The sequence below is a fragment of the Cytobacillus massiliigabonensis genome, assembly GCF_900199725.1.
Lineage (GTDB): Bacteria > Bacillota > Bacilli > Bacillales > Cytobacillaceae > Cytobacillus > Cytobacillus massiliigabonensis.
In genome coordinates, this window is the sequence record NZ_LT904903.1 from 118,322 (window position 1) to 143,926 (window position 25,605).

Consider the following 25,605-nt stretch of genomic DNA (forward strand, 5'->3'; position numbering starts at 1 on the left):
GAAGCAAGGTTTCCAAGCAAATAATAGAAAGCCCACGTCCAGCAACTTGTAATAAGCCCAAGCAAGTTCCTCGCCCATAAAAAAATAAATAAATATATATATAAATAATTAGGCATTGGTCAGGTGGTAAGTCAGGGAATGATGGTGGTACAGGGGAAACCGTAAGGTATAGTAGTGTGCCTCATCTTTCGAGGGAATCGACGTCCCGAAACGTGTGATTCGCTCCAGACTTTAGCACTCGCCCATAAAAAAAATAAATAAATAGGTATCGGTCACGAGGTAAGTATGGGGATGGCGGTGGTAAGGCGAAACCGTAAGATATAGTAGTGTGCTTTAGCCCAAGTCCCGAAACGTGTGATCGGCTTCAGACTTTAGCACTCGTCCATAAAAAATAAATAAAAATTAAAATAAATAATTAGGATTGGGTAACGAGGTAAGTATGGGATTGACGGTGGTAAAGGAGAAACCGCAAGGTACTATGTATAAGAGATTAGATTATCGAATTGGAAACGTATCTTCGATACCCCTTTATTGGCAATGTCCGAATATCATATCTGAAATACTTATGCCAGCACCTATCCATTGTGTAAATCAGGTATACCCCATCCCCATATACGGAACGACTCCTCCATTCTCAGATATACTCTCCCAAAATAAATGGCTTATCTTCTCTTAACCTATAGCCCAATACATTATTCCACTAATATCGTCAATTCCAGCAAATATAAACAATTGCATAGATACTTTCTTCAGAAGGCATGAATTGGATATAGAACAGGAGGCACCGTAAGGTGCCTTTGTTAGTTTTAGGCTACTCAATTCATTTGGTGATCCCCCCTGTATCACTAAGCAAACTTTATTCTCATCTTATTAATTTTCTGTGTTCATTCTTGGCTGAAAGTGAGTAAATCTTTGAGCAAACTATATTCTCAAAGAATAATTGAGAAAATGCCATTGAAGTCAGATGTATCAAGGGGTTTACCCAATAACCAATTTCAGCAAACTTTATTTTCATTTAACAAAAATGTTATAGCAAAATGTAGTGCTTCCCAAGGCAAATAGTTTGTTCCCTTGGTCGAATAAGTCGTTCCCTAAAACGAGTGAAAATCGGAGTCTTTCCTCCTGTTTTCCTCGTTTTTTTGTGTCCAAAAGCGGGAAAATGCAGGAATGACAAGGGTTTGTGAGAATGGGGGAGAATACCTTATTGATTTGCAACTACATTGAAGGCAGTGTTTTATTGAGCAAGAATCTAAGGTGATTCTAATCTTAGTAGGGGAAAGGGGTTAGGGAAAGAACAATAAATTCATACACAACTAATGAAAAGCTGTTATGACGTTGAAATGATATAATTAGAGTAACTGTGATTGTTATCTCAATGATGATAGGAAATAAACTTTTGAGTGAGTGATAAGAGTGAAAAAATTAAAGGAAACCTATTAATGTATTGGGGTTTCCTCTATATCTCGTTCAACGCATCCTTTAATAAAAAAACCGATATTTGAAATCGCTTATTCAAAAAATACACTTGGATATTCAACAATCCCTGAAGCATTATTGAGAGCATTTTCACGTAGTTCTATTGCCATAAATGCTTCTTCTGGTACTTCAAAAGGTGCTTTTATCCCCCATAAGGATGCAATTTTGAAGCCAAACTTCGGATAATATTTTGGATGTCCCAAGACAACAACTGAGTTGTATCCAAGTTCTTTTGCTTCTTTCAATGCTTTGGTAATTAAAAGCCCTCCTATACCTTTGTTTTGATAATCTGGTAAGACAGAAACTGGTGCAAGGGTAAGTGATTCTATAGATTCATTGTTGTCTTTACTAATTTTTATCTTAGACAAAAGAATATGTCCCAAAATTTTGTTATTATCTTCATCTGTTGCCACTAATGATAATTTTGGAATGAAACCTTTGGACTTCCTTATTCGGGAAACTAACAAATGTTCTTTTTGGTCGCTGTGTTCTGCATTAGCGAATGCACTCTTCACAACCATTTCGGTCAAATCATAATCATCTACTTGTTCTTGCCTAATTTTCAAGTTCATATTTGATAACTCCTATTCCAATAAACAACTTTAATATCCCTTAAATTATACAATATATTTTACCTCTTGTTCCCGTCAAACATAAACGGTATACGTTCAAACAATTTGTACACTCAACTAAACGAATTGGTAAATGATACGAGTGGAAATTAGGGTGAATTTTATTCTTTCCTGTGTTTTTGTTTTATAATGCCTAAAAAAGCAGGAGGAATATTTACCGTTTATTTTTAACAAATACGTAAAAGGGCAGGCTTTTTGAATATAAATCTAAGGTCAATTTGAACTTTATAGGGGAAAGGATTAAGGATGTTTATATGTTGTTTGATTCAAAACTCTTTAAGCAAATCAGATTTAGCCTCATTCAAGAGCCTAACCAAAAATTTACAAAACCGGAGTAAAAAAGGGCTTAGACTACATTTTAGAAGAGTAGTCTATGCCTTTTTTGCTTCGATATTTATATAAACATTTCAAACAATAATTCAATTAGAACCTGCTCCCAGAAGCTACCCCCTTCGGTGATATGCGTTCAATTTCTGCCAGGTCTTCATCTGTAAGGGTAACTTGCAGAGCACCAAGGTTTTCTTTGACTCGTTCTAAACGCTTGGTTCCTGGAATGGGAACGATTTGGTCTCCTTGCGCCAACAGCCATGCCAGTGCGAGATGGGCAGTAGTACAGCCTTTTTGCATAGCCATTTTTTCAATGAGCGTGACGACCTCCAGATTTTTAGTGAAATTTTCACCTTGGAATCGAGAATATTGACGACGATAATCATCCTCTGGGAGATCTTCAAATTTTTTAATTTGACCGGTCAGAAAACCTCTACCCAGGGGACTATATGGCACCAAGCCAATCCCCAGTTCCTTGAGAAGCGGCAAGACTTCGTCTTCCACTTCCCTACTCCACAAAGAAAATTCGGTTTCCACTGCGGTTATCGGATGTACTGCATGTGCGCGACGAATGATTTCGGCTGGCGCTTCAGAGAGGCCTATATAACGAATTTTACCTTGTTTGACTAGATCAGCCAGCGTTCCGACGGTCTCCTCAATGGGAGTATTCGGATCATAACGATGCTGATAGTATAGGTCAATATAGTCAATTCCTAGACTATACAAACTGGCATCAATGGATTTTTTAATATAGGCCGGATCTCCCTTATAACCTTGAGTATGCGTGATCCCAAATTTTGTTGCGATCACTGCTTCTTCCCGCCGTCCTTTTAATGCTTTGCCTAGGAGCTTTTCATTATCTCCAAACCTTTTCTGAAGATAAGCCTCTGTTCCAGCCCCAGTCCCATAAAGGTCTGCAGTATCAAATAGGGTAACACCATAATCCAAAGCTCCCCGAATAGTATCGACAGAGGCCTGATTGTCCGGCATTGTCATCGTACCAAGTCCGATAGCAGAAACTTTTAACCCTTCATTACCTAGCCTTCGTTTTGGAACTTGATTACTGCTCATTAGAATGTCCTCCTTTGATTATTGTTCATATTTTATCTTAACAGGTAGACATGGCTGTATCCTTTTCATATCAATACTAGTAATGCTATTAACAGGATTAAAATCGGCTGTTCGAAACGCTTGTCTCTGCCATCAAAACAAAGTAGATTGCTTTATCTTCAGCAAAATGAAAACTATACTAGTAGTATGAAATAGAGAAAGGGTCGATCCTTATGCAAACTTCGAAGATGCTTGGCCAATTTTTAAAGTCCAGGAGAGAACGCCTTCAACCTGAAGAAGCTGGCATTCTCATGACCTCGGGACGACGAAGAACTCCGGGACTCCGCCGAGAGGAGGTTGCCTTTCTCAGTCATGTTAGTGTGACGTATTATACATGGTTAGAACAGGGAAAAGACATTCATCCTTCACGGGAGGTTTTAATAAATATTAGCAGGGCATTACAGCTTAGTCCGGACGAGCAAGAGCATCTTTTCAACTTAGCGTACAATGAATCATTTTCTCTGCCAATCGAAAAACAATATGATGATTCATTGCAAGCCACTGTAAACAAGTTGCCATTTCCATCCTTCATTACAGATCAGCGGTCTAAGGTTATTTTTTGGAATCAAGAGTCAGAAAGAATGATTTTCCCGTTTTCTTCTTGTGCCCCGGAAGAAAGGTATTTGCTGCAACTTCTTTTCTTAGAACCAAGTGTTCGGGATCGTATTCAAAACTGGAGCGAATTTTCAACCTACTCAGTAGCAGTTTGGCGGAGTAATTATGAGCGCTACCCAGAGGACCCCATTCTTAATCAACTCCTTATAAATCTAAAACGGCAAAGCAAGCTGTTTCAAAACTTATGGGACCAGCACAATATACAACAGAAGAAAGTTAGTTTCATTTCGATAAATGACGTACAAAATCAAACCAATAATTTCCGCATTCATTCTGCTTCCCATGTAGATGGAAACGAAGATCTTCATTGGTGTTTGTATGTTCCTATCTCTTAAATTATTGTTCACAGCAAATCTAAGCGTTGCCTCAGATAATGGCCGTTATGGTGAATGAAATATAGATTGTTCACCGTTGATTTAAAATAAAGTTGTACCGGAAACATATTGATGATTTTCTGCAATCTAGGCGCTTTAATGGAACAATGAAAATAGCCTAATTTCTCAGCATTAAATTTTAAAATCCTGTGTTATGCAGGATTTTTTTATCTTATGAAGGCCGCTTATCAGGAAAGACATTAGTTTATTAAAATCAGAATATATTAATAGCACTCTAAAACTATGGGTAAGGTGGTGCTGGAATGGATAAAAGAGTTCTATTTGATTTTGAAATTGAGTTTACAAATGGAGGCGGAATTCAAGGGCAGGAATTCCGCCTTGATATTGATGGAGATGACATTTCTGACGAAGAGTTAGCTAGGTATATTGTAGAAGATATGAGGTTGCTAATGGTTGGCAAGGTAAGAATCCTTAACAAGAAAATTATTAACGAAAAACATAAACGTTAACCTGCTAATGAGAAATCATATTTCTTGATGTTTACGCTGCTAATCTTATGTGGATTTTCTATTCATGGGAAAAAAGAATAAATGAAAGATAGATCCTTGACTGTTGGAGGTGCAATTCTTATATTTTCCTTCATAATGTTGCACTAAGATGGAAAAAGAGCACCAATCCATGTCAAGGATGGTGCTCTTTAATTTTTGTCATAAAGTCATTCTTGCATGATCTGAATAAGGTTGCCGCATGTATCGTCGAAGACAGCAATTGTGAGTTCGCCCATTTTTGTCGGCTCCATAGTAAACTTCACGCCTTTTTCGATTAATCGTTTGTACTCTGCGTGAATATCTGAAACCCCAAACATTGTTACTGGAATACCGTCAGCAAATAACTTCTTTTGATATTCCTTTGCGGCTGGATGGTTATTGGGTTCAAGCAAAAGCTCGGTCCCTTTTTGATCCTCGGGAGATACAAGCGTTATCCATCTAAATTCTCCTGTGGGGATGTCATGTTTTTTTATAAATCCTAGTGTTTCTGAATAAAATTTTAGTGCCTTATCTTGGTCTCCTACAAATATACTGGTAACTATGATTTTCATACCGGTTTTTCCTCCTTTGATCGTTGTGATGTATGGTACTCTGCTAACAATTTGGCTCTAAGCAGACAAAACCATACATTCGCCAGAAAATAAAATTACTCTATCCATCCTTTCAGCAAATTTTTAAGTGGTCCGTTGTTGAATATCAGTACTCGGTATTTTCCCTTTCGTTTTGATATGATGAGCCCAGCATCTTCCAATACAGAAAGATGCTTAGCTATCGCCTGCCGCGAAATAGAAAGACCGTGCTTCGTAATAAGACGTACCGTAAGTTCATACAGCGTCTGCTCGTTGCGTTCGGATAGTTCGTCTAAAATAAGCCTGCGAGTCGAGTCGCCAAGTGCTTTGAATATAGCATCTTTGTCCCCATTCATATGTTGAGTATAAGCAACTCTGGGGTTGCTTGTCAACTAATAAGCAACTATGTGGTTGCGTGATGATAACAAGTTAAAGTCACGGGTCTTTTTTTCTTATGCTTAATGTTAATTATTGATATTCAACAGGGTCAATCCATAAAGTAAGTTGGGAATCTGTTATCATTAGAAATAAAGCAAAAGAGCTTTCTTATCATGAGTATTATTTTAGCTTGAGGGAGGCGTTCTAATGAATATTAACCAAAAGGCGATTGAATTGCTGGAAGAAAATAAATATGATGAATCATTAAAACTATTTAAGGAAGCAGTAGAAATATCAAGAGATGTACAATCCCTGAATAATCTAGCCTGGATTTATTGTAATGAAGAAGAGAATGATATAGCTGCTCTTCCTTTATTAGAAGAACTATTAAATATGAATCCCAAATCTCATTTTCCTTATAATTTGTTAGGGGAGATTTATTGCAGACAAGAAAAGTGGAACTCCGCAAAAGACATATTGGAGAAGGCCATTTCCATTCAGCCTTCAAAAGCAGCCTACAATAATTTAGCTGCGGCTAATTATTATCTTGGACGTATAGAAGAGGCTTCAAAATACTTTCTGATAGCTTCAGAACCCTCTGATTATGCGATGTATAGCCATATAGTATGTTTAATTGAATTAGGTAAAAAAAGTGAGGCTAAATGTAAACTTGATGCATTTTCTAAGGATGATGCTGATTTTGTTGGAGAAGTAGAGGCTGCTGATTTATATGTAGAGTTGGGATGTTACGAAGAAGCTATAAAATGGTTTAAAAAAGGCTGGAATCATTACGTAAAACAACCGAACTGGATTAGCCGATATAGCTATGCATTGCTGAAAATGAATAATCCTATCTTGTCTAAAGAACTGCTGAATAAAGGGATAAATGAAAAGATAGAAGAAATGAAAGAAGCATATGAAGAAGAATGTGATGAAGATTGGTCAGAAAGAGATAAACAAGACTATATTAAAAGGCTGCTTAATGAAAAAAGAGAATATGAACAAATGTTTGAAAAAATCTCATCTGGCTATATTCCTGCTATGGAGTTTGATATATATATTCAAAAATCCTGTTATCTTTTTGGCTGTAATCGTCATAATCATCCTGAATATAAAGGATAAAACAAAAATACTAAACTATTAATTGACAGCAAAAAGAAAAGAAAGTATCATTTTAGTTGAGAATGATAATCATTAATGAATATGGAGAATAATGAATTTCAATCCTAATTTATTTCCATTCTTATCATGAATTTTCAGAATTAATCGAAACTATACTTTGTAACAAGAAAGGACATACCTATGTATAAGAAACAAAAAATGCCATTCTTATTAATGCTGCTGTTTTCAGTTGTGGCAATACTAGCACTAGTTGGCTGTTCTAGTGAGTCATCATCTGAATCTGATGAATCAAAAGCTGCTCCAAAAGAAACCGATTCAAAAACAGCAGATTCCGAATATCCAATCAAAATTGAACATGCCTTTGGCGAAACAATTATTGAAAGTAAACCAGAACGAGTAGTTACGATTCAATGGGGAAACCAGGATATTGCTTTAGCACTTGATGTTGTTCCTGTAGGTTTCTCAGCAGCTAACTTTGGTGTACAAGATGACAGCGGTCTGTTGCCTTGGACAGCAAAACAGTTAGAAGAGCTTGGTGAAAAGAAACCAAATGTTTTCCAAGATACAGATGGTCTAGACTTTGAAGCGATTTCAGATGCAAAACCAGATGTTATTCTTGCTGCCTACTCTGGCATCACGCAAGAAGATTATGATCTGCTTTCTCAAATTGCTCCTGTAGTTGCTTATCCTAAGGCAGCTTGGGCAACAACTTGGCGAGAACAGGTTGAATGGAATGCAACTGGTATGGGCATGAAAAAAGAAGGAGAACAGCTAATTAAAGAAACCGAAGATATGATAAAAGAAAAATTAAGCAAATACCCTCAGATTGAAGGCAAAAAAGTTGTTTGGGTGAACTTCTCAGCGAAGGATTTATCTAAGCTGCATATCTATACACCAATTGATGCACGCGGTTCATTCTTACAGGAATTAGGCTTGGAATATCCGGAAAGTGTAAAAGAACAAATTAAAGATCCAAACAGTTATTCTCTTGAATTAAGTGCTGAAAACGTAGAGGCTCTTTATGATGCTGATATCATTGTTGGATATGGTGATGATGAATTATATAAAGCGATTAGTGCAGATCCATTACTAGGGAAAATCCCTGCTGTTGAAAGAGGTTCAGTAGCATTTATAGCAGCTGATTCTCCGATAGTTGCAGCGGGAACACCAACTCCGCTTTCAATTGCCTATACGATTGATGATTACTTAAAATTAATAGGCGGAGCAATTGATAAGATCAATGAATAGTTCCTCTGCTATAAAACAAAAGCAGCTAGAGTTGCGGATGCCGAAAAATTTTAAACTTACAATGATTGTTTCTATAATTTTATTAATTGTAAGTGTGATTGCCTCGCTTTCTTTAGGTGCTCGTGTAGTCAGCTTTCAGGAATTAATAGACGGTTTGTTTAACCAGGATAAAGATTCCTATGGTGCAAGTATTGTGCGTAAGCGCTTTTTACGAACCATTTTCAGCTTGTTTTGTGGGGCAGCATTAGGAGTAGCTGGATCATTAATGCAAGCGGTTACTAGAAATCCTCTAGCAGACCCTAGCATCCTTGGTGTGAATACTGGGGCAGCATTATTTGTTGTTTGCGGCCTAGCATTCTTTAACATTAGTACGGCCAATCAATATATTTGGTTAGCATTGATAGGTGCAGCATTGACCGCGGTGTTTGTATTTGGAATAGGTTCAATGGGACGAGGGGGCGCTACGCCAATTAAATTAGTCTTGGCTGGAGCGGCTACAAGCGCCGCTCTTTCCTCTCTTGTCACAGCGATTATGATTCCTAATTCATATGCAATGGATCAATTCAGGTTTTGGCAAGTAGGCAGCGTTGGTTCAGCAACTTGGCATTCCATCACAACGTTTATTCCGTTTCTGATTATTGGCGTTTTGATTGCATTTATTACGGCACCAGCGCTTAATGCTCTTGCGTTAGGCGATGACGTTGCGACAGGACTGGGTGTTCGCCCAGGATTTTTACGTTTTGGCGCAGCGGTAGGTGGGGTTATTTTATGTGGAGCGGCTACTGCATTGGCAGGTCCTATTGGATTTATTGGTCTTTTGTCTACACATGTAATGCGTCTTATTCTTGGCCCTGATTTGCGGTTTATCATCCCCATGTCCGCGATTGCTGGAGCAATTATTTTGACAGTATCGGATGTATTAGGAAGGCTCATTGCGCAGCCTGGAGAACTCGAAGTCGGTGTCGTTACAGCATTTATAGGTGCACCCATCCTTATCATATTAGCTATGAAATCGAAAGTGCGGTCATTATGAACAATCAACCTGTAGAAGTTAAATTTATTATGAAAGGCATGCGTCAGAGAAGGCGGCGTTGGATACTCGTTACAAGCTTACTTACGATCCTAGCTGGCGTTCTTTGTTGTGCTATGCTTTTGCTGGGAAACACTATTTATCCCATTCAGGAGGTTATCCGAACACTTTCCGGAGAGCAAATTCCAGGTGTTTCTTTTGCTGTGAATACAATCCGTCTTCCAAGAATGGCAGCAGGTCTTTTTGCAGGATTCGCTTTCGGTGTTGCAGGTTACATTTTTCAAACGATATTGCGTAACCCGCTTGCGAATCCCAACGTATTAGGTATTACATCTGGATCAAGCGCCGCAGCTGTTTTATGTATTACGGTGTTTCATACAAGCAACACAATCATATCTATTGCTTCGATCATTGGGGGTCTCATTACCGTAGTCATTATGTTTTTACTATCTCGAGGAAAATCCTTTTCAATTGGAAGATTAATTCTTATTGGGATAGGGATACAGGCGATGCTTGATGCGGTGATATCCTATCTTCTATTAGTTAGTGCACAGCAAGATATTCCAGCTACACTTAGATGGCTGAATGGCAGCCTCAATGGCTCTCAACTGGATGAATTGCCTCCATTGATGATAACGGTTATAATCTTCACTCCTATTGCTATCTTATTTGGAAAGCACTTAAATATGTTAGAACTTGGTGAGCAAATGGCTTCTTCTCTAGGTGTTGCTACAGATAAGACAAGACTTTTGCTTATTGTAAGTTCTGTCTTGATGATTGCTATTGCGACAGCCACAACGGGTCCGATCGCCTTTGTCTCTTTCCTTGCAGGGCCGATTGCTAATCGATTAGTTGGTGTTAGTTTTTCTAATATTATACCAGCAGGTCTTGTAGGGGCTAATTTAGTTTTAGCAGCAGATTTAATTGGACAATTTGCTTTTGAATATAGGTTCCCTGTAGGGATCATAACTGGATTACTTGGAGCACCTTATCTAATCCTGTTATTAGTCCGAATGAATCGAAGGGGAGAATTATAATGGAAATAACACATAGTTTTCGAGCGGATAAGGTAATATCAGGCTATGATAATAAAGTAATTATACGAGACATCGAGCTTGAAATACCGAGCAATAAAATAAGTGTGATTATTGGAGCAAACGGCTGTGGAAAATCCACGCTTCTAAAAACGCTAGCCAAACTTATTAAACCGTCATCTGGAGAAATCACCCTTGATGGGAAAGCAATCAGTAAAATTCCGCCGAAGCAATTAGCTAGAGTTCTAGGGATTTTACCTCAATCCCCAGTTGTACCAGAAGGAATAACAGTAGCAGATTTAATTGGGCGCGGACGGTTCCCTCATCAATCTCTGCTGAGCGGATGGTCGAAAAAGGACTATGAAGCTGTTGCCGAAGCGATGGAAATTATGAATATTACCGAATTTGCCAATCATGATATCGATGAGCTATCAGGTGGCCAAAGACAGCGCGTTTGGATTGCAATGGCACTAGCGCAGCAAACGGATATTTTATTTCTTGATGAACCGACAACTTTTCTAGATATTACTTATCAAGTGGAAATTTTAGATTTGCTAACTGACCTTAATCGAAAATACGGTACGACCATTGTTATGGTTCTTCATGATATCAATCTATCAGCACGTTATGCAGATTATATTTTTGCACTTCAAAAAGGAGAGCTTGTAGCGGAAGGTACGCCATCAGATATTATTACAAGTGCATTAATAAAAGATATTTTTGAACTGGATTGTACCGTAATTAATGATCCTATTTCAGCTACCCCTTTAGTTGTGCCAAAGGGAAGATATCATGTTAATGCATAGCTTCTAAAAAGTTCATCTATATTAAAATTTAAAGCTCAACAAAGCAGATTCCTTAGCTTTGGTGAGCTTCTTTAATAAGTGTTTCTGTTACTATTTTTTAGCTCACATCTTGATTAACTTTTTTCAGGAGAGGGGTTTTGTGAATGTTTTCTAATAAACAATTACAAGATTTAATAACCAGCCTTTGCCCTTTCAAACGCAAATTCCAACGATTTATCGTGAACCTGGGGAATATTTAGCCTTGGATGCTATTTTTTATTGGGAGGATTAATTTAATTACTTGATTCATTCTCATAATCATCTTATGAAAATAGGATGTACATGAAAAAAGATGGAGGTCGATGATGGATAGGTTATTACAAGAAATCATAAATTGGCTCAAAACGATAGATAAACAGGTGGTTATTAGCATTTCAGGACATGGAGCTGCTGGTAAAACTACTTTTGCAAACCTGCTCGTTAACCGATTAAACGAAAATGAAGTAAATGATATGAATACAGATCCATATATTATTAGCTCGGATATACGAAAGCATACGAAGATTGAATATACATATCAAAACGAAAATCATCGTTATAAAATGACAGCTTGTCATCCGTCTGCACACCATTTGCCTTCGCTTGAAAGAGATGTTCAGATGATTAGAGCGGGCTTAGACTTATCTACGATTGGCACCCACTATAGGAAAAGTGAGTTAATTTCTTCAAAACGGAAGGTAACAATTGTAGAAGGAATGAGTATCGCATTCATTAATCCGGATTTATTTGATCTAAAGATTTACTTCTATACAGATGGGGAAACAGAATTAATGAGAAGATCAAGTCGTGATATTGTTGAAAGGGGAACCAATATCAATTATTTGAGGCAGTCTCATGAGGAACGCCGGATTCAGTATGAATTGTTTATGCATCCGTACAGCCAGCACTTTGATATTATTATTAAAAGCTCAAATGAGGCAATTAGTATTGAAAAAAACACAACAGAATTTATAAGGAACCTATAAGTTTTAAAATGATTTCCGATATTATATGATTGGAATTTCAGCCATTTAATTGTAATATTCAAGAGAGGGAAATATTAGCAGCTTTAGGAAGTGAGAATGGTATATGTCGATGTTCGAAAAAAGATGGTTTAAAAGTATGGTTGCCGTTATCCTCTTTTTAATCATTGTGTTTTTACTAAATAAGAATCAGTTTATATTAACGCCAATAATTGTTTTGTTTAAGACCATCTTTTTGCCGTTTGTTGTAGCAGGTATTTTATTTTATTTATGCCGTCCATTAGTAGCTTGGCTAGAAAAGAAGAAAGTACCGAGATGGATTGCCATTTTAGTTGCTTATGTTGCCATCATCCTGATTATTTATGGAATTATAAGATTGGTTGGACCGGTCATCAATGACCAATTAGAACGATTTGTAGATAATGTGCCAGCCATGGTTTCCACTGTAATGGATGGGGTTAAATATGTTCAGGAAAATCGGTCTACTTTTCCAGATTTCGTTCAAGAAGCTTTGTTAACTGCAAGCACAGAGTTAGAATCTCGAATTGAATCCAATGTAGGGAATATTGCGAACGGAATTCTCAGTGTTTTCGGATGGATTGGCGGTTTTATTAATACGATCTTCTATCTTGTTCTTGTTCCGTTTATTTTATTTTATATGTTAAAGGATAGTCATCGTTTTGCTCCAAGTGTGGCTGTTTTGTTCCCGCAGTCTAAAAAACAACATGTGAAAAACATATTAAAAGAAATGGACAAGACCATTTCAACCTACATTCAAGGTCAAATGCTCGTCAGTATTATTGTCGGGGTACTTTTGTATATTGGCTACTTGATTATAGACCTGGACTACTCACTTGTACTAGCGATGTTTGGAATGTTCACAAATGTTATTCCATTCCTAGGACCATATATTGCAGTCGTTCCTGCATTTCTAGTAGCGTTATTTCAAGATCCAATTATGGCTCTATACGTTGCGATTATCATGTTAGTTGCTCAACAAATTGAAGGAAATATCGTTTCGCCAAATATAATGGGGAAAACGCTAAACATTCATCCATTAACAATCATTGTTTTAATATTGTCAGCTGGCAACTTTATGGGGATTATTGGGATTATATTTGTCATCCCGGCTTATTCCATTGCAAAAGTGCTTGTAGTGAATATCGTAAAAATTTTTAAGGAAGAATAATGTTAATGAAAAAGTCATCAATTATTTGATGGCTTTTTTCTTATATGGATTGGATTACAACACAATTTTTTAAAAAGGAAGAAATGGTTATGAGTTAGCAGAAGGAAGTAAATTCTTAATCTTATTAGATACAACATTAACACGAGGATTAAAAGAAGAAGGGCTAGTAAGGGAAGTTGTTCGGGCTGTTCAAACTTATCGAAAGGAATTGAACCTGCCAGTTGATTTACGAGCAGACCTTTATATTCAGGCTGATCCATGGCTTGAAAAAATATTGATCGAATATGATGAATTAGTGCAAAGGAATCTTATATTGAATGTAATCCACTTTGAAAGCAAACCAACTATGAAAAGTTTCAAGGTGGAAGGAAATGAAGTGAAATTGTACATTCAGTCATAATGCAGACCCCTGTTTTATACAGGGGTTCCTAATTTTAATGTTACTACTAATATTTTCTCTTGCATTGTGACAATGAGATTTAGTCAATTACAGCTGGGATAATATGTTCTTTTATTAGCGTCCATCGATCACGAGCATTTACCATGAATTCTGATGCAATGGCTACAACGAGGTCTTTATCTGGTATGCAGCAAATAATATTCCCGCCATCACCTAGTGCTGAGTATGCTAACAGCCCATCTTCATTAAGTAACCACCATAGATACCCGTAATGATTGGAATTCATCGCTGTTGATTCGAGGATCCACTTCTTGGAGATTATCTGTGCATTATCCCAAATGCCATGGTTTAGATAGAGTAAACCAAAACGTGCCATATCTCGAGGATTTAGTGTAAGTCCCCATCCTCCTGTAGAGATGCCGTTTGGGTCTTTAACCCATCCCTTTACATTTTTTCCGAATAAATCATCAAACTCAAATGACGCCATTTTATAATCAGGAATTTCCCTCATACCGAGTGGTTTAAATAGATGTTCGTTGGCAAATTCCCGGGCAGTTATTCCAGTGCTGCGAGTGATGATGGCTGAAAGCAAGTGTGCCCCCGCAGTCGAATACTTGAATGTTCCAATACTCCCCTTTTGCCCCAGCATATCCAGCGTATAGTTTACCCAGTCTGGCTGCATACACATCTTATCCAGCGGTTCGTGCCAGTCCTCAAATGGATAAGGAGCTGTCATCGTAAGAAGATGGCGTATGGTGATTTCTTGTTTCTCACTATCAGCATCTTTGGAAAAATACTCTGGGAAGAAATCCAGTACCAATTGGTCTGCGTTTTTAATATATCCTGTATCAATGGCAATTCCGATAAGGGCAGATAGGATACTTTTAGTAACAGATGCCACATGGTGCACATCATTTGAACTGTATCCGTTAAAATAGTGTTCATAAGCGATCAATCCATTTTTCACTACAACAATCCCGTTCACATTCCAATACTCAGATTTTATGATAGATTCTAGCCTTGAAAGGTTTTCAGCATCCATTTCCAATGCTTCTGGAGCAGCAATCTGCCATTCTCCCGTTGGCAAATAGTTTCTTTTCATTTAGTATGCCTCCCTATTAGAAGTTAGTTTTGGCAATTGGTGTTTAGCCTGCTGCTTTTTCTTAACAGGAAAATAAACCTCGGTAATAAAATCTTCAGGAACATTAGCTTGATAGGGGTCGGTTATATATACTTCAAATGGAGAATTCACTAATTCATATCCTTCGTTTTCTGCCCATTCTCTTAATCTGGCATATACCGATGTTAATTCTGAATAGGATCCCTTTAAAACAGATTTCGCACAAAGGCTTCCAGTTAAATCTCTCGTTCCTTTTATACCTTCCTTTATTGGAATCGCAAACTCTGTATCATTGCCTGCAGGATTGTATTCTGGGCTGTGATAAATTGTCATGGGGGTGCCAAGTAAGGTGAGCTTTTCAGCAGCTATCTTTTCATACAGCCTGCTAAAATACTTGCCATATCCATCAGCAAAGTCGTCACTGCTCATCATCTGACGTATATAAAGTAGGTTCATTGGCTGGGTTTCAACAAGCTGAACTTCTAAACGATCAAGGTGAGACAGAATGGAATTCCCCTCCTTTAAATTTAAAATATCGCAACTTATTTGATTTAGGGTGTGTTCAAAGGCATTTAGTCTTTCTTGTATCTCCTTTTTCTTGCAATTAAGAGCAGAATAAAGTTTCTCTTCTAATTGATCTTCTTCCAATTCTAAAATGGCTTTAATTTCTTCAAGAGAAAAATGATAAGATTTCAGGCGATTTATTAATAGCATCTTTTTTAGCTGGCTGATGGAATAATACCTATAACCGTTTTCTGGGTTAATCTCATCAGGAGTAATTAAACTAATTTCATCATAATATCGAAGTGTTTTTGTAGATACTTTGCATATCTTTGAAAATTCGCCAATCGATAGCAAGAGACCACCTCCATTTTTCATGCTTATTTAAATGATTCTTATATACCTTGTGTTCCATTCATTTATACACTTTCCCCTAAGGGTAAAGTCAACTGTGTATTTAATAAATAAAAATATACGCCTCTTGGGTTACTATACGCGGGTAAAATCTCCTTCTTGGTAAACAGATTGCCATATCCGTCACTGGGAAAAAATATAACAAATACACCAGGTGTAGTTACATTTAATGATTCCTGGAATAATAGGCAAAGCTATAAAATAACAACTTATTTTTGTAAGTGAAAAGTCTATTTGGGAGGATCATATGAAAGCGACAGATATTCTTATTCAATGTTTAGAAAATGAAGGTGTGGAGTATATTTTTGGAATAATGGGAAAAGAAACACTGGATCTAGTTGATTCGCTTTCTAGATCAAAGCAAATTCAATTTGTGAATACGAGGCATGAGCAAGGGGCTGCCTTTATGGCAGATGTTTACGCGAGGCTGTCTCATAAAGCAGGTGTGTGTACGTCCACATTGGGACCGGGGGCAACCAATTTATTAACGGGCATTGCCAGTGCCACTCTTGATTTTTCACCTGTTGTGGCGATTATCGGTCAGGCTGGATTTGAACGACAGCATAAGGAATCCCATCAATATTTGGATTTGGTTAAAATATTCGAGCCCGCAGCAAAGTGGAGCATTCAAATAAAGGATTCTTTAACGCTCGCAGAGATTGTACATAAAGCGTTTCGAACGGCAAAAATGGAAAAGCCGGGTGCTGTTATTGTGGAATTACCCGAAAATTTAGCGGCACAAGAGATCTCTAATGATGCGATAACTATTAAACCGGCACCAATATTCATGTCTGTAGACGAGGAGATTATCGCTGCAATTGCCAAAATCAATAATAGCCAAAGACCGTTTATCATCATTGGTAACGGGGTTATTCGAGCGGAGGCAGTAACAGAGGTACAGACATTCATTAATTTTCTTCAAGCGCCAGCTATTCATAGCATGAAAGCAAAAGGAATTCTTCCAAAAAATCATCCGTTCAATTATTTTACGTTTGGCTTTAGCCAGCAGGATGTGGTGTTGCCGGGAATCGAAATGGCAGACCTGCTTATCGTTATTGGCTATGATTTTGTGGAGCGTCTCCCTAAGGAGTGGAATAAAAAGAAGGTACCGGTTATTCATATACATGCAGTTTCAGCAGAACTGGATGAATATTATCCTCTTCAAGGCGAGCTCATAGGAGATGTAAAACGGGTAATGCAAGCGTTGATTGAGTTTGAAATTAATCCTAAGCCCTGGGAGCCATCTGGAAATTTGCGAGAGCAAATAAAACAAACTTACCATTTGAATCGTGGGGCAGATTCTTCTTTATCGATTACATCAATCTTACACGCTGTTGAAAAGCGTATCTGCGAAAATACGATTGTCATATCGGATGTCGGCTCTCATAAAAATTCCATAGCCCAAACCTTTCAGCCGAAGAAGCCAAATAAGGTTATCATTTCAAACGGCTTAGCTTCTATGGGTATAGGTATTCCTGGTGCTATTGGTGCAAAATTGGCATGTCCAGCTGATCCGGTAATTTGTATAACTGGTGATGGCGGTGCATTAATGAACTTTGCCGAAATTGAAACAGCAGTAAGGCTAGGTCTGTCTTTTGTGATGATTGTCCTTAACGATTCGAAGCTGAAACTTGAAGAACAAATGATGCTGAAAAAACTGGGCAATAATCACGGTACGGCTTTTGGAAACCCTGATTTTGTGCAGCTTGCCAAAAGTTTTGGCATAAGAGGAGAGTGGCCAGTTTCTATTCAAGAATTTGAAGAAATACTTGATAAGGCATTATCGCAAAATGAATTAACATTGATTGAGATTAAATTAGAGAATGAGTAAAGGTTCTTTAGCGGAATGAAAGCATGTGAAGAGATAGTATTCAATCAATTCCTGAGACGGGTGTCATCTGGAAGGTTACGAAAATATAGTTCTTTGATTCTTTTTATGAATCTAGTGCTTAAAACAACCCAAAGCCAGCTATAAAAAGCAGAGAAAATAAAAAATAAGCCTATCATTGGAAAGTTAAATTGATGGGAGGAGGCAGGCCCTAACACTGGGAATTTTACACCATATAATAAAATGCAGATGCCAATCACTAAGCCTGCCGATCCGCTCAAAATATGACTTGACTTTTTTTGAAATAGATTAAAGGAAATTCCTATAAATAAACCCAGCAGACCTGTTGTAAATGGAAAAATAATCAGCTCGGCAGGCTGTAATATCAAAAGTAAAAGAGCTGTTAAAACATAAGAAGCGAGACCAAGCGGAATGGAGAAAATCGTACATAGAATGATGGGGGCAGTGGCCAAAGGGCTGATGAGATAACCAGCTCCGGGTAAAAAGCCTCCTGCTGATTGAAAAATGGCACCGATGCTGCTCAAAATAGAAATAAGCACAATCTTTTTTGCCTTGGGCCACTTCCCAAATTCTATTTGTATTTGATGAATATCCTTTTTCATTATGTTCATTTGCAATTCCTCCCTTACTTTTCACTATATGCAAGGAAAGTCTTTTTATCTTAAACTGTACCTTCTGCTTATTCATTGACATATAAAGCCATAGGCGTATACTAATAATTGAACAATTGTTCAAAACGTTTGTTTAAAATTGATAAAGGGGATGGTTCAATTCAAACAAACTAGTGGGAATGAAAAAAATAAAGAGGTTAAAGAACAAATCCTTTCTGCAGCTAGAATATTGTTTGCAGAAAAAGGATATGAAGGGACAACCGTTAGGCAGATTTGTCAAGAGGCAGAAGTTTCTTTAGCCCTTGTATCCTATCATTTTGGTGGAAAAGAAAATGTTTTCTTCCAATTATTTGAACCAATAAGGCAGTTATTTTTGAATATGAAATATGATTTAACAGATCCACTAGATGCACTTAAAAATTTTTGTAAACAGTTTATTATTTTTAGAAATGAAGAACATGAATTAATTGCCATTTTACAGCAAGAGTTAGTGATGAATAGTCCTAGATTAGAGATGCTGACAGATGTCTTTCTGCCATCTTGGGAGCAGCTTCGAGTGATTTTACAAGAATGCCAGGATAAAAAAGTAATTGGATTTCCATCGGTTGATGTGTCACTTAATTTTATAATGGGAACTTTAATGCATTCACACAATAATGCATTTCTGAACCGAACTCAATCGGAATTGTCTCCAGAACAGGTAGCGGATCTCGCTGTAAGGTTTATCATCAATGGACTTCAAGCAGCTAAAGAATAAGGGGAAGAGGTTTAGAACATGAAAGCAGCTAAAATATATGGACCAAGAGATATTCGAGTAGAAGAAGCAGACATTCCTGTCCTTGAAAAAGGAATGGTGAAGGTAAAAGTTGAGTATGCCGGTATTTGTGGGAGCGATATGCATGAGTATTTAGCAGGTGCTTATCCAATGCGTACTCAGCCAGTTTTAGGTCATGAGTTTTCTGGTGTTGTTGTAGAAGTTGGAGAGGAAGTAACAAATGCGAAGGTTGGTGACCGGGTAGCAGTTGAGCCTCTCATTCCTTGTGGCAAATGCGATAATTGCCAAAGAGGGTTTGTCAACTTGTGTACAGCACGCCAAGGATATGGATATACAGTTTCAGGAGGATTTGCCCAATTTGCAGTGGTGAAGCAAGAGAATGTTTTTCACTTGCCTGAAAACATGAGTTTAGAGCTTGGTGCCCTTGTTGAACCAACAGCTGTTGCTGTCCATGCGGTCCGTCAAAGCCAATTAAAGCTAGGGGATTCTGCAGCTATATTTGGTGCTGGTCCAATCGGATTATTGTTATTACAAGCTGTCAAAGCAGCAGGAGCCAGTGAAATTTTTGTAGTAGAAGTATCAGAGGAGCGTCGTCAAAAAGCATTAGAACTTGGCGCTGCACATGTGATCAATCCAATCGATACAGATGCAGCTGCGTTTATCCGTGAAAAAACAAATGGTGGAGTGAATGTGGTCTATGATGCTGCAGGTGTTCAGGCAACATTTACAAGCGGGGTTAGCTCTGTCCGTCCAGGCGGTGAATTCAAGATAGTGAGTGTTTGGGAGAAACCGGTTAATTTTGATCCTAATATGATTGTAAGAACGGAAGCGAAGATCAGTGGATCCTATGCATATGTTCGTTTATTCCCTGAAGTTATCCGTCTGCTTGCAAGTGGCGTGATTGATGGGAAGGCAGTTATAACAAGTGAGATTGCACTAGATGATATTGTAGATAAGGGATTTGAACTGCTAACAAAAGATCGCAGCCAATGTAAAATCTTGGTGAATATGAATTTATAATTAAAATCCAAGATTGCCTGCCTATTTAAACCAGTTTATAATTTCAAAACCAGCGAAAAGTATTCACCTAGTAGATTTAAAAAATCATAGTGTCAACAGTAGAGAGACTTCTTTTAGTCTCTCTTTTTTCTACTAAACTGAACAAAAGTCTTTTTATTTACAATAGAGTAATACATGAATATAATAAATATAATAAACATTTGTATATACAAATGAAGGTGGAATTAGCTTTTCAAATATCTAGCAAAAAGGGAGAAAGTGACTAGTTGAAAGAAAAAACTGTAGAGGAAAACCGAATAATGACGGAAATCAAGATGGATAGGTTGGATTATCATGCAGACACCCAATTCTGATTTTTTGTTAAGTAACTGCCTTTATTTTACCGCTTCCCGGTTCGCTAGGCAGATGGAAAAATTGGCTGAGGAAGCATTTTCATCAATGGATATATCCCCTTCTTATGCATATTTGATTATTACAATCAATGATTATCCAGGAATTTCACAAAAGGAACTATGTAAAAAGCTTACGATTGCTCCTTCAACAAGTACAAGATTCATTGATAAACTTGTAAAAAACAAATTTGTGGAGCGAAAGCCTGACGGTAAACATATTTTGATTCATTTAACAAAAGAGGGGAAATCTTTGTGTAACGAAATATATGAGTGTTTGAATAATATTTATTTACGCCACTTAGAAATTTTGGATGAAAATCATAGTCAGCAGTTGATCCACTTGCTTCATGAAGCAAGTGAATTGATAGAAAAAAATAATAGGTAGGGAGATTTTAATATGGGATTAATGACTAATCAAGTGGCTTTAGTAACAGGTGCGGGAACGGGGCTAGGCAGAGCTACGGCTATTCAATTGGCGGCCGAAGGGGCAAAGGTGATATTAACAGGAAGACGCAAGGAAAAATTAGAGGAAGTAGCAAAAATTATTGAACTTTCAGGTGGACAATCCATTGTATTCCCGTCGGATGTAACCGATTCGGAAGAGGTTAACAGGCTGCGTGAAGAATTAATTGCGCAAGTAGGTCGGGTTGACGTGTTAATCAATAACGTTGGTGGAACTGGAGATTACAGCACAGTGCATGACATGACAGTTTCATTATGGGATCACACGATTCGTCTCAACCTATATAGCTCTTTCTTAGTAACTAATGCCTTTCTCCCAATAATGAGAAAACAGCAATATGGCCGAATTGTATCCATTACCTCAGCGATGGCCAACTATGAGTACGAGGGATTAGGAGCATATTCCGCTGCTAAAGCAGGATTGGAAGGCCTAATGAGAACAGTGGCAATGGAAGAAAATAAACATGATATATTAGTAAACATGTTCGATCCTGGAAATTTGAAAACAGAACAAAACCCTTATGGAGAAGGAGATCCTGCTACGGTTGTTCCTGGAATTGTGAAGTTGGCAACCTTACCAGCAGACGGAATGAATGGACAGGTTATCAGAGCGAACCAATAAAAAAACACAGGATCCATACATAAAGGAGGATTTTATTATGAAAGCAGCTGTCATTTATTGAATCAAAGATGTAAAAATTGAAGAAATAAAAGAACCTTCTGTATCAAAAATGAAGTAAAGGTAAAAGTAGGCTGGGCTGGAATTTGTGGAAGCGATTTGCATTTATGGGGATTCAATCTAGGTTAGAGGACTTAGTAGAAAATGGACTCGAATTATTAAAAAGAGATAAAAGTCATGCAAAGATTCTCATTGATTTAAATAAAAACATATAAGTATTAAACAACTATTTCAAACACCGTTCAAAATTTGAACGGTGTTTTATTATATCATCAAGCAAAAGGCCATTTTTAGGTCAAGTATATATTTTGTTGAAGGGTCTAATGGATGGCTCATTTTTACACAAATACCATAATTTATTTACACTTCATTTATAAAATTTACAAACTCTTTACAATCCATTAATAAAACATTTACTAAGCAAGCTTATTATAGAGGACAGAAGGGAACAGAGTCGTTGCCAATCGATCATCTTGGAGGCTTAAATATGAAGTTAATTAGAAAAACAACAATCGGTTTATTGGTGTTATTTTTAGCTGCTGTATTATCAGCATGTGGCGAAACTACTGGTAATGGCACAGGATCGTCGAACGGCAGTAAAGAAATCGTATCAATTTCGGGATCTACATCGGTAGGACCTTTAGCAGAAAAATTAGCAGAAAAATTTAAAGGCAATAATGAGAATATTAATATAGAAGTTAATCAGATTGGTTCATCTGCCGGCATTACAAATGCAACAAGCGGTGTATCAGAGATCGGAATGTCATCGCGTGATTTGAAAGAAGAAGAAAAGGCAAATGGTTTGAAGGAGACAATCATCGCTTATGATGGAATTGTAGTAGTCACTCATCCAAGCAATAAAGTGAATAATCTAACGTTAGAGCAAGTGAAGCAAATATTTACGGGTGAAGTGACAAACTGGAACCAGCTTGGTGGAGAGGATATGGAAATTGTTGTTGTATCTCGGGAGGACGGCTCAGGCTCTCGTGATGCATTCCAAGAAATAGTTGGATATAGTTCCGGTGAATTAATTAGAAATGCCATTATTGCAAGCGGCAACGGGAATATTAAAACAACTGTCGCTACAAACAAGCATGCAGTAGGGTTTATATCATTTGAGTATATTGATGACTCTATATCAACTATACAGATAGATGGTGTAAAGGCCACAGCTGAAAATGTACTGCAGCAAAAATATAGCTTGTCACGGCCATTCTTATTCGTCCACAAGGAAGAAAACATTACTGAAGCAGGTAAACAATTTATTGATTTTATTCTAAGCTCAGATGGACAAGCGATTGTATCAGAAGCTGGAGCGATACCAGTAAAATAATCATTTTACTGATGGCACATTCTAAAACTAAATGTGTATAAGCGACCTTGGAGGAATGCAACATGCCAAGCATATCAAATGATAAGCAATTCATAACTATCGAGAAATCAAATAGAAGGAAATACATGCTGGAAAAGTTGTCAGGAAGAATATTTCTATTCTGTGCACTTCTTTCAGTGATTAGCTTATTACTAATCGTCGGATTTGTATTTTATAAAGGCTCCCATCCATTTGTGGCAGAAGGGTATAGTTTTTTTGACTTTATCTTTGGGATGGATTGGGTACCGAGCGAAGATAAATTTGGGATTTTTCCAATGATCGTTGCTTCTTTATTCGCTACAATGGGTGCGTTAATTCTTGGCGTTCCGGTAGGATTATTTACAGCTATCTTCTTAGCTGAGATAGCACCAAAAAGGGTTGCTAAAATTATTTCTCCAGCAGTCCAGCTGCTGGCAGGTATTCCATCCGTATTGTACGGCGTTTTCGGACTTGCTATCATTGTCCCTTTTTTGCAAAACAATTTAGGTTTAGCAAAAGGGCAAAGTTTATTGGCAGTCATTCTTGTTTTAGCAATTATGATGCTGCCAACGATTGTTACTGTAGCCGAAACGGCTATTCGCGCTGTTCCAAAAATGTATCGTGAAGGTTCCTTGGCATTAGGGGCTTCACAAATTGGAACGATTTTTAAAGTTGTTGTACCAGCAGCAAAGTCGGGGATTATGGCTGCGATTGTACTAGGTTTAGGTAGAGCGATTGGAGAAACGATGGCTGTTATTTTGGTAGCGGGAAATAGTCTTATCCTGCCGACGAGCTTAACTGACAGTGTTCGTCCGCTGACAACGAATATTGCGCTGGAAATGGGCTATGCATTCGGTACACATCAAGAAATGCTATTTGCAACAGGTATTGTTTTATTCTCCTTTATCTTATTGTTGAATTTTGTATTAGCAAAAATCGGTTCGAAGGGTGGGAATTAAGTTGAGAAAGTTTAAGGATCAGTTGTTGCGTGGATGTCTATGGGCATCAGCTTTCTTAACTGTTGCCGTACTCGTTATTATTGTTGGCTATATCTTTTACAAAGGCTTTCGATTAATTGACTTCAATTTTATTTTTGGTGATTACTCTCCAGTAGGGCATGGCGGCATATGGCCAATGGTTGTTACAACTCTTTATACCATTTTCATATCATTGATTATTGCCACTCCAATCGGGATATTAGCAGCTGTGTATTTGCAGGAGTATGCAAAACAAGGCAGATTGGTCAAGCTAATCCGTTATGCAACGGAAAGCTTAACAGGAATTCCTTCGATTATTTACGGATTGTTCGGTGCAGTATTCTTTGTGACAACGCTCAAATTCGGAATGTCAATCATCGCTGCCTCGTTAACATTAGCGATAATCGTATTGCCGGTCATTATCCGAACAACTGAGGAAGCATTAAAAACAGTGCCACAATCTTATCGTGAAGGATCTCTTGCTTTAGGAACAACCAAGCTTCAAACACTGTATAAGGTCATTTTGCCAAGTGCCATGCCAGGTATTCTATCTGGGATTATTCTCTCAATCGGGCGAATTGTTGGCGAATCCGCAGCAATATTTTTAACAGCAGGAACAGTTGCTGCTATGCCAGAAGGTATTTTCTCATCGGCAAGAACATTAACGGTTCATTCCTTTTTAGTTACACAGGAGTCAGGTGACATCGAACTTGCAGCTGCGGTTGGAATCGTATTAATTGTAATCATTTTGATTCTGAACTTCTCGGCTACATTTATATCCAAAAAGTTAAACAAAGCTGACTATTAAGAGGGGTGTAATGAATGGGGACAACAGTGATTGGACGCAATGAAGAAGTAAGGAATTCGAAGCAAACAAATGAAACAGCTAAAATTATTGTAAAAGACTTAGATTTATTCTATGGTGATAAACAGGCACTTTATAAAGTATCATTAGATATTCATGAAAAAGAAGTAACAGCCTTAATCGGTCCATCGGGCTGCGGAAAATCAACTTTTTTACGATCGTTAAACCGTATGAATGATTTAATTGATGGAGTGAAAATTACAGGGGATATAGTGATTGATAACGAAAATATATACGAAACAAATGATGTCATCAAGCTGCGGACAAAGGTAGGGATGGTATTTCAGAAGCCCAATCTATTCCCAATGAGTATTTATGATAATGTCGCATATGGTCCGCGAATGCAGGGGATAAAAAGCAAAAAGGAATTAAATAAAATTGTTGAAGAGAGCCTGCGTGGTGCAGCAATCTGGGATGAAGTGAAAGATCGTTTGAAGACATCAGCGCTCGGATTATCAGGCGGGCAGCAGCAGCGTGTCTGTATTGCACGTGCCATTGCGATGAAACCAGAAATTATTTTAATGGACGAACCTACTTCTGCATTAGATCCAATATCAACGTTAAAAGTAGAAGAGTTAATTGCCAACATGAAAAAGGATTATACAATCGTAATTGTTACTCATAATATGCAGCAGGCTGCACGAGTCTCAGATAAAACTGCCTTTTTCTTAAATGGTGAAATAATAGAATATGACGAAACAAACAATATCTTTTCCATGCCGAAGGATCAAAGAACGGAAGATTATGTAACTGGCAGATTCGGTTAAAT

General features: G+C 37.6%; 25 protein-coding genes and 2 pseudogenes. 20 read left to right on the forward strand and 7 right to left on the reverse strand.

Annotated elements, in window-relative coordinates:
* Positions 1-1,508: 1,508 nt before the first annotated feature.
* On the reverse strand, positions 1,509-2,048 hold the full coding sequence (locus tag C1726_RS06620) for a GNAT family N-acetyltransferase (protein ID WP_102272468.1): 540 nt from the start codon (positions 2,046-2,048) through the stop codon (positions 1,509-1,511).
* Positions 2,049-2,531: 483 nt separating this feature from the next.
* A complete protein-coding gene (locus C1726_RS06625; protein ID WP_102272469.1) occupies positions 2,532-3,506 on the reverse strand; it encodes an aldo/keto reductase in 975 nt (324 codons plus the stop codon).
* 212 nt (positions 3,507-3,718) lie between these two features.
* Here C1726_RS06625 and C1726_RS06630 point away from each other — a divergent pair, with 212 nt between their 5' ends.
* The gene (locus C1726_RS06630; RefSeq protein ID WP_102272470.1) at positions 3,719-4,495 is read left to right on the forward strand and encodes a helix-turn-helix transcriptional regulator; all 777 of its coding nucleotides are present in this window, start codon (positions 3,719-3,721) and stop codon (positions 4,493-4,495) included.
* Between the two features lie 302 nt (positions 4,496-4,797).
* Positions 4,798-5,004: a cyclase gene (locus tag C1726_RS06635; RefSeq protein WP_102272471.1), complete on the forward strand. Its 207-nt coding sequence runs from the start codon at positions 4,798-4,800 to the stop codon at positions 5,002-5,004.
* Positions 5,005-5,210: 206 nt separating this feature from the next.
* Here the strand turns inward: C1726_RS06635 and C1726_RS06640 are convergent, their stop codons facing one another.
* Entirely contained in the window at positions 5,211-5,594 is a 384-nt protein-coding gene (locus C1726_RS06640; RefSeq protein ID WP_102272472.1) for a VOC family protein, read from the reverse strand.
* A 95-nt stretch (positions 5,595-5,689) separates the two neighbouring features.
* Positions 5,690-5,968: an ArsR/SmtB family transcription factor gene (locus tag C1726_RS06645; protein WP_102273224.1), complete on the reverse strand. Its 279-nt coding sequence runs from the start codon at positions 5,966-5,968 to the stop codon at positions 5,690-5,692.
* Positions 5,969-6,197: 229 nt separating this feature from the next.
* On the opposite strand from C1726_RS06645, the gene C1726_RS06650 reads away from it, so the two are divergent.
* The 8 genes and pseudogenes from C1726_RS06650 to C1726_RS26930 all read left to right on the forward strand — a co-directional run.
* On the forward strand, positions 6,198-7,112 hold the full coding sequence (locus C1726_RS06650) for a tetratricopeptide repeat protein (RefSeq protein WP_102272473.1): 915 nt from the start codon (positions 6,198-6,200) through the stop codon (positions 7,110-7,112).
* A gap of 180 nt (positions 7,113-7,292) precedes the next feature.
* Complete coding sequence (locus tag C1726_RS06655) at positions 7,293-8,360, forward strand: iron-siderophore ABC transporter substrate-binding protein (protein ID WP_102272474.1); 1,068 nt, start codon at positions 7,293-7,295, stop codon at positions 8,358-8,360.
* Positions 8,353-9,393 carry a FecCD family ABC transporter permease gene (locus C1726_RS06660; protein ID WP_102273225.1) on the forward strand — a complete coding sequence of 347 codons (1,041 nt, stop codon included), beginning with the start codon at positions 8,353-8,355 and terminating at the stop codon, positions 9,391-9,393. Before C1726_RS06655 ends, C1726_RS06660 begins: the two co-directional genes overlap by 8 nt.
* Positions 9,390-10,427, forward strand: coding sequence for a FecCD family ABC transporter permease (locus tag C1726_RS06665; RefSeq protein WP_102272475.1), 1,038 nt, complete (start codon positions 9,390-9,392; stop codon positions 10,425-10,427). Before C1726_RS06660 ends, C1726_RS06665 begins: the two co-directional genes overlap by 4 nt.
* Positions 10,427-11,230 (forward strand): ABC transporter ATP-binding protein, encoded by an 804-nt coding sequence (locus C1726_RS06670; RefSeq protein WP_102272476.1) that lies wholly within the window; start codon positions 10,427-10,429, stop codon positions 11,228-11,230. Before C1726_RS06665 ends, C1726_RS06670 begins: the two co-directional genes overlap by 1 nt.
* 344 nt (positions 11,231-11,574) lie before the next feature.
* On the forward strand, positions 11,575-12,234 hold the full coding sequence (locus tag C1726_RS06675; protein ID WP_102272477.1) for a uridine kinase family protein: 660 nt from the start codon (positions 11,575-11,577) through the stop codon (positions 12,232-12,234).
* 103 nt (positions 12,235-12,337) lie between these two features.
* On the forward strand, positions 12,338-13,420 hold the full coding sequence (locus C1726_RS06680) for an AI-2E family transporter (protein ID WP_102272478.1): 1,083 nt from the start codon (positions 12,338-12,340) through the stop codon (positions 13,418-13,420).
* A gap of 88 nt (positions 13,421-13,508) precedes the next feature.
* Positions 13,509-13,820 (forward strand): annotated as a pseudogene (locus C1726_RS26930) (DUF5915 domain-containing protein); the annotation flags it as partial.
* 79 nt (positions 13,821-13,899) lie between these two features.
* Here the strand turns inward: C1726_RS26930 and C1726_RS06690 are convergent.
* A complete protein-coding gene (locus C1726_RS06690) occupies positions 13,900-14,922 on the reverse strand; it encodes a serine hydrolase domain-containing protein (protein WP_102272480.1) in 1,023 nt (340 codons plus the stop codon).
* Positions 14,923-15,798, reverse strand: coding sequence for a MerR family transcriptional regulator (locus tag C1726_RS06695; protein WP_102272481.1), 876 nt, complete (start codon positions 15,796-15,798; stop codon positions 14,923-14,925).
* Between the two features lie 304 nt (positions 15,799-16,102).
* On the opposite strand from C1726_RS06695, the gene C1726_RS06700 reads away from it, so the two are divergent.
* Positions 16,103-17,686, forward strand: a complete 1,584-nt coding sequence (locus C1726_RS06700; RefSeq protein WP_102272482.1) for an acetolactate synthase large subunit — start codon at positions 16,103-16,105, stop codon at positions 17,684-17,686.
* Positions 17,687-17,730: 44 nt separating this feature from the next.
* Here C1726_RS06700 and C1726_RS06705 read toward each other — a convergent pair whose 3' ends face one another.
* Positions 17,731-18,306 (reverse strand): hypothetical protein, encoded by a 576-nt coding sequence (locus tag C1726_RS06705; RefSeq protein ID WP_235822721.1) that lies wholly within the window; start codon positions 18,304-18,306, stop codon positions 17,731-17,733.
* 160 nt (positions 18,307-18,466) lie between these two features.
* On the opposite strand from C1726_RS06705, the gene C1726_RS06710 reads away from it, so the two are divergent.
* The 9 genes and pseudogenes from C1726_RS06710 to pstB all read left to right on the forward strand — a co-directional run bounded on the left by C1726_RS06710 (position 18,467) and on the right by pstB (position 25,603).
* Complete coding sequence (locus tag C1726_RS06710; protein ID WP_102272484.1) at positions 18,467-19,072, forward strand: TetR/AcrR family transcriptional regulator; 606 nt, start codon at positions 18,467-18,469, stop codon at positions 19,070-19,072.
* 18 nt (positions 19,073-19,090) lie between these two features.
* Entirely contained in the window at positions 19,091-20,110 is a 1,020-nt protein-coding gene (locus C1726_RS06715; protein ID WP_102272485.1) for a 2,3-butanediol dehydrogenase, read from the forward strand.
* 405 nt (positions 20,111-20,515) lie between these two features.
* Positions 20,516-20,887, forward strand: coding sequence for a MarR family winged helix-turn-helix transcriptional regulator (locus C1726_RS06720; RefSeq protein WP_235822722.1), 372 nt, complete (start codon positions 20,516-20,518; stop codon positions 20,885-20,887).
* A gap of 12 nt (positions 20,888-20,899) precedes the next feature.
* Positions 20,900-21,586 carry an SDR family NAD(P)-dependent oxidoreductase gene (locus C1726_RS06725; protein ID WP_102272487.1) on the forward strand — a complete coding sequence of 229 codons (687 nt, stop codon included), beginning with the start codon at positions 20,900-20,902 and terminating at the stop codon, positions 21,584-21,586.
* 61 nt (positions 21,587-21,647) lie between these two features.
* A pseudogene (locus C1726_RS06730) lies at positions 21,648-21,754 on the forward strand (butanediol dehydrogenase); the annotation flags it as partial.
* Positions 21,755-22,130: 376 nt separating this feature from the next.
* On the forward strand, positions 22,131-22,976 hold the full coding sequence (locus C1726_RS06735; protein ID WP_102272488.1) for a phosphate ABC transporter substrate-binding protein: 846 nt from the start codon (positions 22,131-22,133) through the stop codon (positions 22,974-22,976).
* A 62-nt stretch (positions 22,977-23,038) separates the two neighbouring features.
* Entirely contained in the window at positions 23,039-23,953 is a 915-nt protein-coding gene (gene pstC, locus C1726_RS06740) for a phosphate ABC transporter permease subunit PstC (RefSeq protein ID WP_102272489.1), read from the forward strand.
* Between the two features lies 1 nt (position 23,954).
* A complete protein-coding gene (gene pstA / locus C1726_RS06745; RefSeq protein WP_102272490.1) occupies positions 23,955-24,779 on the forward strand; it encodes a phosphate ABC transporter permease PstA in 825 nt (274 codons plus the stop codon).
* 14 nt (positions 24,780-24,793) lie between these two features.
* Positions 24,794-25,603, forward strand: a complete 810-nt coding sequence (gene pstB, locus C1726_RS06750) for a phosphate ABC transporter ATP-binding protein PstB (RefSeq protein WP_102272491.1) — start codon at positions 24,794-24,796, stop codon at positions 25,601-25,603.
* Positions 25,604-25,605: the final 2 nt, after the last annotated feature.

What these genes read in the sequence shown, in the direction of transcription:
- C1726_RS06620 (WP_102272468.1), bottom strand. Translation starts at nt 2,048, where the DNA reads ATGAACTTGAAAATTAGGCAAGAACAAGTAGATGATTATGATTTGACC.
- C1726_RS06625 (WP_102272469.1), bottom strand. Translation starts at nt 3,506, where the DNA reads ATGAGCAGTAATCAAGTTCCAAAACGAAGGCTAGGTAATGAAGGGTTA.
- C1726_RS06630 (WP_102272470.1), top strand. Translation starts at nt 3,719, where the DNA reads ATGCAAACTTCGAAGATGCTTGGCCAATTTTTAAAGTCCAGGAGAGAA.
- C1726_RS06635 (WP_102272471.1), top strand. Translation starts at nt 4,798, where the DNA reads ATGGATAAAAGAGTTCTATTTGATTTTGAAATTGAGTTTACAAATGGA.
- C1726_RS06640 (WP_102272472.1), bottom strand. Translation starts at nt 5,594, where the DNA reads ATGAAAATCATAGTTACCAGTATATTTGTAGGAGACCAAGATAAGGCA.
- C1726_RS06645 (WP_102273224.1), bottom strand. Translation starts at nt 5,968, where the DNA reads ATGAATGGGGACAAAGATGCTATATTCAAAGCACTTGGCGACTCGACT.
- C1726_RS06650 (WP_102272473.1), top strand. Translation starts at nt 6,198, where the DNA reads ATGAATATTAACCAAAAGGCGATTGAATTGCTGGAAGAAAATAAATAT.
- C1726_RS06655 (WP_102272474.1), top strand. Translation starts at nt 7,293, where the DNA reads ATGTATAAGAAACAAAAAATGCCATTCTTATTAATGCTGCTGTTTTCA.
- C1726_RS06660 (WP_102273225.1), top strand. Translation starts at nt 8,353, where the DNA reads ATGAATAGTTCCTCTGCTATAAAACAAAAGCAGCTAGAGTTGCGGATG.
- C1726_RS06665 (WP_102272475.1), top strand. Translation starts at nt 9,390, where the DNA reads ATGAACAATCAACCTGTAGAAGTTAAATTTATTATGAAAGGCATGCGT.
- C1726_RS06670 (WP_102272476.1), top strand. Translation starts at nt 10,427, where the DNA reads ATGGAAATAACACATAGTTTTCGAGCGGATAAGGTAATATCAGGCTAT.
- C1726_RS06675 (WP_102272477.1), top strand. Translation starts at nt 11,575, where the DNA reads ATGGATAGGTTATTACAAGAAATCATAAATTGGCTCAAAACGATAGAT.
- C1726_RS06680 (WP_102272478.1), top strand. Translation starts at nt 12,338, where the DNA reads ATGTCGATGTTCGAAAAAAGATGGTTTAAAAGTATGGTTGCCGTTATC.
- C1726_RS06690 (WP_102272480.1), bottom strand. Translation starts at nt 14,922, where the DNA reads ATGAAAAGAAACTATTTGCCAACGGGAGAATGGCAGATTGCTGCTCCA.
- C1726_RS06700 (WP_102272482.1), top strand. Translation starts at nt 16,103, where the DNA reads ATGAAAGCGACAGATATTCTTATTCAATGTTTAGAAAATGAAGGTGTG.
- C1726_RS06705 (WP_235822721.1), bottom strand. Translation starts at nt 18,306, where the DNA reads ATGAAAAAGGATATTCATCAAATACAAATAGAATTTGGGAAGTGGCCC.
- C1726_RS06710 (WP_102272484.1), top strand. Translation starts at nt 18,467, where the DNA reads ATGGTTCAATTCAAACAAACTAGTGGGAATGAAAAAAATAAAGAGGTT.
- C1726_RS06715 (WP_102272485.1), top strand. Translation starts at nt 19,091, where the DNA reads ATGAAAGCAGCTAAAATATATGGACCAAGAGATATTCGAGTAGAAGAA.
- C1726_RS06720 (WP_235822722.1), top strand. Translation starts at nt 20,516, where the DNA reads ATGGAAAAATTGGCTGAGGAAGCATTTTCATCAATGGATATATCCCCT.
- C1726_RS06725 (WP_102272487.1), top strand. Translation starts at nt 20,900, where the DNA reads ATGGGATTAATGACTAATCAAGTGGCTTTAGTAACAGGTGCGGGAACG.
- C1726_RS06735 (WP_102272488.1), top strand. Translation starts at nt 22,131, where the DNA reads ATGAAGTTAATTAGAAAAACAACAATCGGTTTATTGGTGTTATTTTTA.
- pstC (WP_102272489.1), top strand. Translation starts at nt 23,039, where the DNA reads ATGCCAAGCATATCAAATGATAAGCAATTCATAACTATCGAGAAATCA.
- pstB (WP_102272491.1), top strand. Translation starts at nt 24,794, where the DNA reads ATGGGGACAACAGTGATTGGACGCAATGAAGAAGTAAGGAATTCGAAG.